8 protein-coding genes are annotated in these 6,350 nt (G+C 67.0%); 2 read left to right on the top strand and 6 right to left on the bottom strand.

Translation table 11 applies throughout. The features are described 5' to 3' along the window. Nucleotides 1-81: 81 nt before the first annotated feature. Together NVU01S_RS21200 and NVU01S_RS21195 are read right to left on the bottom strand one after the other, a co-directional pair. Complete coding sequence (locus NVU01S_RS21200; protein ID WP_043668643.1) at nucleotides 82-711, bottom strand: class I SAM-dependent methyltransferase; 630 nt, start codon at nucleotides 709-711, stop codon at nucleotides 82-84. Between the two features lie 230 nt (nucleotides 712-941). Next, entirely contained in the window at nucleotides 942-1,640 is a 699-nt protein-coding gene (locus NVU01S_RS21195) for a nitroreductase (protein WP_043668646.1), read from the bottom strand. A 107-nt stretch (nucleotides 1,641-1,747) separates the two neighbouring features. On the opposite strand from NVU01S_RS21195, the gene NVU01S_RS21190 reads away from it, so the two are divergent. Beyond that, complete coding sequence (locus tag NVU01S_RS21190; protein ID WP_043668649.1) at nucleotides 1,748-2,356, top strand: TetR/AcrR family transcriptional regulator; 609 nt, start codon at nucleotides 1,748-1,750, stop codon at nucleotides 2,354-2,356. Nucleotides 2,357-2,584: 228 nt separating this feature from the next. Here the strand turns inward: NVU01S_RS21190 and NVU01S_RS21185 are convergent, their stop codons facing one another. Genes NVU01S_RS21185 through NVU01S_RS21175 form a run of 3 tightly spaced genes read right to left on the bottom strand, consistent with a single transcriptional unit; the run spans nucleotide 2,585 to nucleotide 4,398 of the window. Then, nucleotides 2,585-3,340: an SDR family NAD(P)-dependent oxidoreductase gene (locus NVU01S_RS21185; RefSeq protein WP_043668652.1), complete on the bottom strand. Its 756-nt coding sequence runs from the start codon at nucleotides 3,338-3,340 to the stop codon at nucleotides 2,585-2,587. A 30-nt stretch (nucleotides 3,341-3,370) separates the two neighbouring features. Continuing rightward, nucleotides 3,371-4,129, bottom strand: a complete 759-nt coding sequence (locus tag NVU01S_RS21180; RefSeq protein ID WP_052280472.1) for an SDR family NAD(P)-dependent oxidoreductase — start codon at nucleotides 4,127-4,129, stop codon at nucleotides 3,371-3,373. After that, nucleotides 4,126-4,398 carry an Atu4866 domain-containing protein gene (locus tag NVU01S_RS21175; protein WP_043668997.1) on the bottom strand — a complete coding sequence of 91 codons (273 nt, stop codon included), beginning with the start codon at nucleotides 4,396-4,398 and terminating at the stop codon, nucleotides 4,126-4,128. Before NVU01S_RS21175 ends, NVU01S_RS21180 begins: the two co-directional genes overlap by 4 nt. A 101-nt stretch (nucleotides 4,399-4,499) precedes the next feature. On the opposite strand from NVU01S_RS21175, the gene NVU01S_RS21170 reads away from it, so the two are divergent. After that, nucleotides 4,500-5,342 carry a helix-turn-helix transcriptional regulator gene (locus NVU01S_RS21170; RefSeq protein WP_043668656.1) on the top strand — a complete coding sequence of 281 codons (843 nt, stop codon included), beginning with the start codon at nucleotides 4,500-4,502 and terminating at the stop codon, nucleotides 5,340-5,342. Between the two features lie 117 nt (nucleotides 5,343-5,459). Here the strand turns inward: NVU01S_RS21170 and aat are convergent, their stop codons facing one another. After that, entirely contained in the window at nucleotides 5,460-6,197 is a 738-nt protein-coding gene (gene aat / locus NVU01S_RS21165) for a leucyl/phenylalanyl-tRNA--protein transferase (RefSeq protein WP_209444785.1), read from the bottom strand. Between the last annotated feature and the right edge of the window lie 153 nt (nucleotides 6,198-6,350).

The raw sequence follows: 6,350 nt of genomic DNA, 5'->3' as shown, positions 1-6,350 counted from the left end.
GAAGAGGATGTTCTGTGCCGCAGGGCATCAGCACTGTGCTGGCTGCGCGCCCAGCGGCGGAAGTGCGTTCGATGCCGATCTCTATCCTCGGCGCAGAATTGCCCACTGGTAGTGCCAGCTGTCCGCGCCTGGCCAAGTAAGCCATCGCTCGAGGGTGCCGTGTCGCTCGAGTGCCGTCTTCAACGCGGTGTCGGTGCGGATGCTGAAGAACCGGGCGGGCCCGTGTCCGCTGCCGTCGTCCCATTGCTGTTCGCTGCCATGCTGGTCACCCCAGAGTCCGATCGCCAGCGGCGCTCCTGGCCGCAGGACACGCACGATCTCGGCCAACGCCCTGTCCAGGTCGGCGTCGGCGACGTGCAACAGCGTGCTCATGGTCCAGCCGGCACCGAAGCTCGCGTCCTCGAACGGAAGCTGAAGGACCGAGGCTTGGCAGGCGTCCAGTCCCAAGGACCGGGTGGTTGCGACGCTCTGCGGGGCGAGGTCGACGCCGGTGTAGATGAGGCCCGCGTCCGCAAAGGCGATGCCGTCTCTGCCTGGTCCGCAACCGATCTCGAGCAGTTCGGCGATGCTTTCACGCCGCAGCAGGTCGAGATACTCGGCGCGGCGCAGTACGCGTGGTGGCGGCAGTTCGCGCGTAGCACGTTGGCGAATCTCGTTGTCGTAGTAGGCGATCAGGTCAGCCTCGCGCTGGGCCCGCGACAGTCGATGCATACTCACATCATGCGACAACAGCTCTAGAGCCCGGCGGCACCGGCCAACTCACAGAAACTCGAGAGTCCGCGGGCATGCGCGTCAAACGACAATCGGCATCTGCGTGCGTTGGGAAGTGCTGTCAGCCAACTGATTTGGGCGGATGATCACCGCGTGCCCAGCGACATGAGGGTATGTTCCCATGGTGGCGGATGTACCGTTCGGCGCGAAGCCGAAGGGGTGGACGGGCCCTAGCTGTGGAACCTTGTGGTCTCGCAGAGTTTCGCGCGGGTGATTCTGGCCCGGTTGACCGGGGCGGTGGTGTTCGCGTATCCGAAGGACACTCCGAAAAGCACTTTGCCGTCGGTGATTCCGAGTTGGCGGCGAATCGTGTTGCCGTAGAAGCCGAGCAAACCCTGTGGGCAGCTGGCGATTCTGTAGGCGGTCATGGCCAGCAGCAGGGTTTGTCCGTACATGCCGATGTCGGCGGCCATTCGCTCGTCCGTGGTGGACGGGGCGAAGATCAGGGCGACGTGTGGTGCACCGTAGAAGCGGAGGCTTTCCGCGTTGTGCGCCTCGCGTGCGGCGTGATCGTCGCGGGCGATACCGAGTGCTCCGTAGACGGTTTCGCCGAAGTTTTCGCGGCGTCGGCGATGTAGGTCGGTGTAGAGATCGTCCCGGTAGGGGAAGTCCACGGACAGATGCTGTTGTGTGTGCGCGGTCAGCAGTGCCTCGCTCAACTGGTCCCGTGCTGGCCCGCTGACAACTTCGACGGTCCACGGTTGGGTGTTGGAATTCGACGGAGCTGCGCCCGCCAGTGAGAACACGGCCCGCATCACCTCCTTCGCAACGGGTTCCGGGCGGAAGGCCCGTACGGCCCGCCGCCCACGGATCAGCTGCTCCGCGTAGTGGGACAGTTCGTTCTGCCTGGTCACACTCTGATTCGTCATGACTTCCTTCTCACGGCGGCATCCTGATGTAAACGGAATCGTTTACATAGAACGGTGAGACTATCAGGAGGAAACTCGTTAAGTAAACGGTTATGTATGCTTTAGTGATGAGTGAGCGACAGACGGTCCAGCGCCGCCGGGGCCGAGGCGGCCGCGAACGCATCATTGCCGCGGCTACCGCGCTGTTCGAGACTCGCGGTCTCACCGCGACGAGTATGGAACAGGTGGCGGCCGCCGCCCCTGTCTCCAAACGCACTCTGTACCAGCACTTCCCGACCAAGGACGACCTCGTTGTCAGCTATCTACGTCATCTGGTCGAATCCGGCCGTACCATCGACGCCACCCTGGACCGAGACGACCTGCCTGTCCGCGATCGCCTCCTGACCCTTTTCGCCCTCCCCGACGAGGTCGATGCCCCGATCCGTGGTTGTCCTTTCATCGACGCCGCAGCCGAATTCCCCGACCCCCACAGCCCCGCCCACCGGTACGCGGCCACGCAAAAACGCCGCATGGTCACCCGGCTCACCGAACTCCTGACCGCACTCGGCGTCACCGATCCCCGGACCCTGGGTGAGCAACTCGCACTGCTGGCCGACGGCGCCGCGAGTCGCTCGATGGTTCTCGACGACACCGGTTGCTACGACTATGCGCGCGCAGCAGCGCGGGCACTGCTCGATGCCGCCATCCCGGCCGAGTCCGAACCGGCGCCGCGCTGAAATCCGCTGCGCCAGGCTCCGGTTCGCTTGCGCGATGGTCGATGGACCGGCCACGGTGCGCCGGCCGCATCGGTCTCTGGGCGGTTATCGGTCGCCGGATCGAACGCACTCGAGTCGGCATGCGCGTGCGTTTGGGAAGTGCTGTCAGCCAACTGTTTTGGATGAACGACCGACGCGTGCCCAGCGGCACTACCGATAATCCGGCATCGGTGTGTCCAGGACCGGTCGTCAGTAGGCGGTGAGTCCGCCGTCGACGACGAGTTCGGTTCCGGTGATGAACGAGGATTCGTCGCCGGCCAGGAACAGCATCGTGGCAGCGACCTCGGCGGGGTTACCCGCGCGGCGCATGGGGGTGCGCACGATGTCGGGTTGCTGGTCGCCCTGCTCGTCGAGCAGACCTTGGATCATCGGGGTGGCGATGACCCCGGGGTGCACCGAGTTGACCCGGACGCCACGGGTCGCGTACTCGACGGCGGCGGTCTTGGTCAGCAGCCGCACCGCGCCTTTGGACGCCTGGTACGCGGCGGCGGCTCCGCTGCCCACCAGACCGAGCACCGAGGAAGTGTTGATGATGGAGGCGTTGCCGGAAGCGCGCAGCAGGGGCATGGCGGTCTTCATGCCGAGCCAGGTGCCGGTCTGGTTGACCGCGATCACGCGTTCCCACGCGTCCTGCGTGGTGTCCTCGATACCGGGCCAGTCCACGATGCCGGCGACATTGACCAGGACGTCGAGCCGTCCGAAGCGCTGCCGGGTCAGCTCGATGACCTCGCTCCAGTTGTCGGGTGCGGAGACGTCCAACCCGGCGGCCAGCACGTCGGTGCCCGCCGCTGCCAGGCGCGCGGCGAGCGCCTGCGTGGCGTCCTGGTCTATGTCGGTGACGACCAAGCGGGCGCCTTCGCGGGCGAAAAGTTCTGCGGTGGCTTGTCCGATGCCACCGGTCGCGCCGGTGATCAACGCGACCTTGTCGGTGAGCCGTCCAGGCATGATTCGCTCTCTTTCGTGATGTGTCGAGGCTCAGGCTGCGGTGTAGCCGCCGTCGGCGGCGACGACCGCGCCGGTGATGAAGCCGGCCCGGGGCGAGGCCAGGAAACCGATCACCTCGGCGATCTCCTCGGGCTGTGCGACGCGCCCCAGCGGGTGGGCGGCGCCGAAGGAACGCAGATACTCCCGGCTGTCGGCCCGGAAGTTGTCGAGCATGTCGGTCTCGATGACACCGGGCGCGACGACGTTGGCGCGGATGCCGTGCGGCGCGCCCTCCAGTGCGAGCACCTTGGTCAACTGCGCCAGCGCTCCTTTGGACGCGCTGTAGGCCGCGGCTTCGGCCAGTCCGACCGTGCATGCGAACGACCCGACGGTGACGATCGCGCCTCCGCCGTGTTCGCACATCACCCGGAATGCCTCCCGGGCGTGCAGGAACGTCCCGCGGGCGTTGATCGACATCAGCTCGTCCCAGTCGGCCGCGGTGGTCTCGACGATCGGTTTGTTCACTGATCGCCCGGCGTTGCCGACCAGGATGTCCAAGCCGCCGAACCGATCGATCGCCGCGGCCACCGACCGCACCGCGGTGTCCTCCAGGGACACGTCGCCTACCAGAGTGGACACCCGGTCGAACCGGGTGGAGAGCTCGTGCACCTCGGGGCGCAGGTCGGTGGCGAGCACTCGCACGCCGCGGGCGTGCAGCCAGGCGACCGTGGCCGCGCCGACCCCGCGGGCGGCGCCGGTGACCAGCGCGACCTTGCCCTCCAGTGCACGGTCGGCGGCAGGCTCGCTCATTTCTGTACCTGCCGGTGGTGAGCGTCGGCGGACTCGCGATAGAGGACGAGATGCTCGTGGTAGAGCACGCCGTCGCGAAGGTCGCCCGTCGCGGTGAAGCCGGTGTCATCCACGTAGTCGAGGTGATTCCCGGTCACCGTGTAGCGACCGGTGTAGGCGCTGCGCCGTTCGCCGCGCGCTTCGTCGTAGCGCCCATCGGCGCGCAGTTCCTGCCGGATGTGCCCGTCCGCGGTGACCCACATGCCGACCACGTCGATATCGCTTGTCATACCGACCACCGTCACCGACGACGGCCAGCGGTGGCAGGACGTGTGCCGGCTGGGTGTGGCGCACCCACCCAACCGTGCCGACCACGACCTACCCTGAGGCCATGGTCAGTGGTGAGCTGGGTGCGTTCCTCCGAGCGCGGCGCGCGCAACGGGCACCCGAAGACGCGGGCGTGCTCTACTCCGGACGACGCAAGGTGACCGGACTCCGCCGCGAAGAAGTCGCCGTGCTCGCCGGGATGAACGCCGACTATTACACCCGCCTGGAACAGGGCCGCGAGACCCACCCGTCACCGCAGGTGCTCGACGCCCTGTGCCGCGCACTGGATCTCGACTCCGATGCCCGCGAGCACCTGTTCCGGCTGGCCGGCGCCACACCGGACGGCGCACCCCCGCCGGTGCCCCAGACCGTGAGCCCCGACCTGCGCCAACTCATGGACGGCTACCCGCACACCCCCGCCTTCGTGCTCAACCCCATCCTGGACGTACTGGCCACCAACACCCTCGCCGACGCCCTGTTCTCCCCGTTCCGCGCGGTGGACAACCTCGCCCGCATGACCTTCCTCGACCCCGCGGGACAGCAGTTCTACGCCCGCTGGGACTGGACGGCACAGGCCACCGTGGCCAATCTGCGAGTAGCCGCGGGCCACAACCCCCACGATCCCGCTCTGCGGCGTTTGGTGGCCGAACTCAGCGAGGACAGCATGCACTTCCGCGCCTTGTGGGACACCCACCAGGTGCGCGGCAAGACCCGCGAACCCAAACACCTCGTACACCCCGAGGTCGGCCCCCTCACCCTCACCTACCAGTCGTTCGACGTGCGCAGCGCCCCCGGCCAGCAGCTGGTCATCTACCACGCCGAACCCGCCACGCCCAGCGCCCACGCCCTCGCACTATTGAGCAGCCTCCACGCCCCTGCACAGCATGCGCACACGGTCGACACCTAGCTCGAAAAAGGCCCCGGTCGAAGCCATCTGGCTCTCGCCCCATGCAGGACGGCTTTGCCGTGGCCGTTTGGGGCGTTCGAGTAGTCCGCGTTGATCCAGTCGCGCGATAGTGCTCGCTCACGCCGGTAAATGCTTGGGGGAGTGGGGGACTGGGAAGTCGAACTGCCAGGGGCCGACGCGGCCGGGGCGGGCGGCGGCCTGGGTGTGCAGGCGCAGGTAGTCCGTGCGGGAGAGGTCGATCGCGCCGAGGGAGGTGAGGTGGCTGGAAGCGACCTGGCAGTCGATGAGGGCGAAATCCCACGCTGTCAGTTGGGCGCACAGCCAGTACAGCGCGACCTTGGAGGTGTCGCGGGCGCGGGAGAACATGGATTCGCCGGCGAACGAGCGGCCGCAGGCAACTCCGTAGAGGCCGCCGACCAATTCGCCGTCGCGCCACACCTCGACCGAGTGTGCGTGACCGAGGTGGTGCAGTCGCAGGTAGGCCGCCTGCATGTCGGAGCCGATCCAGGTCCCGGCCTCCTTGTCCCGCGGACCGGCGCACTGCGACATCACCTCGGCGAAGGCACGATCCATCGTCACCGCGTAGTCGGCACTGGTGACCGATCGGCGATACGATCTGCTCACCCGCAGGTCGGTCGGTATCAGAATGCTCCGCGGGTCCGGGCAGTACCAGTGGATCGTTTCGCCCGGGTTGTACCAGGGGAAGATGCCCGCCGCATACGCGTCCAGCAACCGCTCCGTCGACAGGTCCCCGCCGAACGCGACCAGTCCGGACGAATCCGCGAGCTCGACAGACGGAAAAGGCTGGTCTGCATCCACCAGATACATCCGCATCAGGTCGCCGGCGTCGCTCACCGGACCGACCTTACCGACCTTGGTTCAGTCGGTTCGGGTGTCGTGGGTGGCGCGGTTGGCGAGCACTTCGTGGAAGAGATCAGCGGTCCGTGGCCTGATGCGTGATCGAAGGGTTGCCGCTATGGTCCGGTGCGACAGGATGTCATGGGGCCG

It is taken from the genome of Nocardia vulneris, from assembly GCF_001613425.1.
Classification (GTDB): Bacteria; Actinomycetota; Actinomycetes; order Mycobacteriales; family Mycobacteriaceae; genus Nocardia; species Nocardia vulneris.
This window is presented reverse-complemented; position numbering and strand designations above follow the sequence as displayed.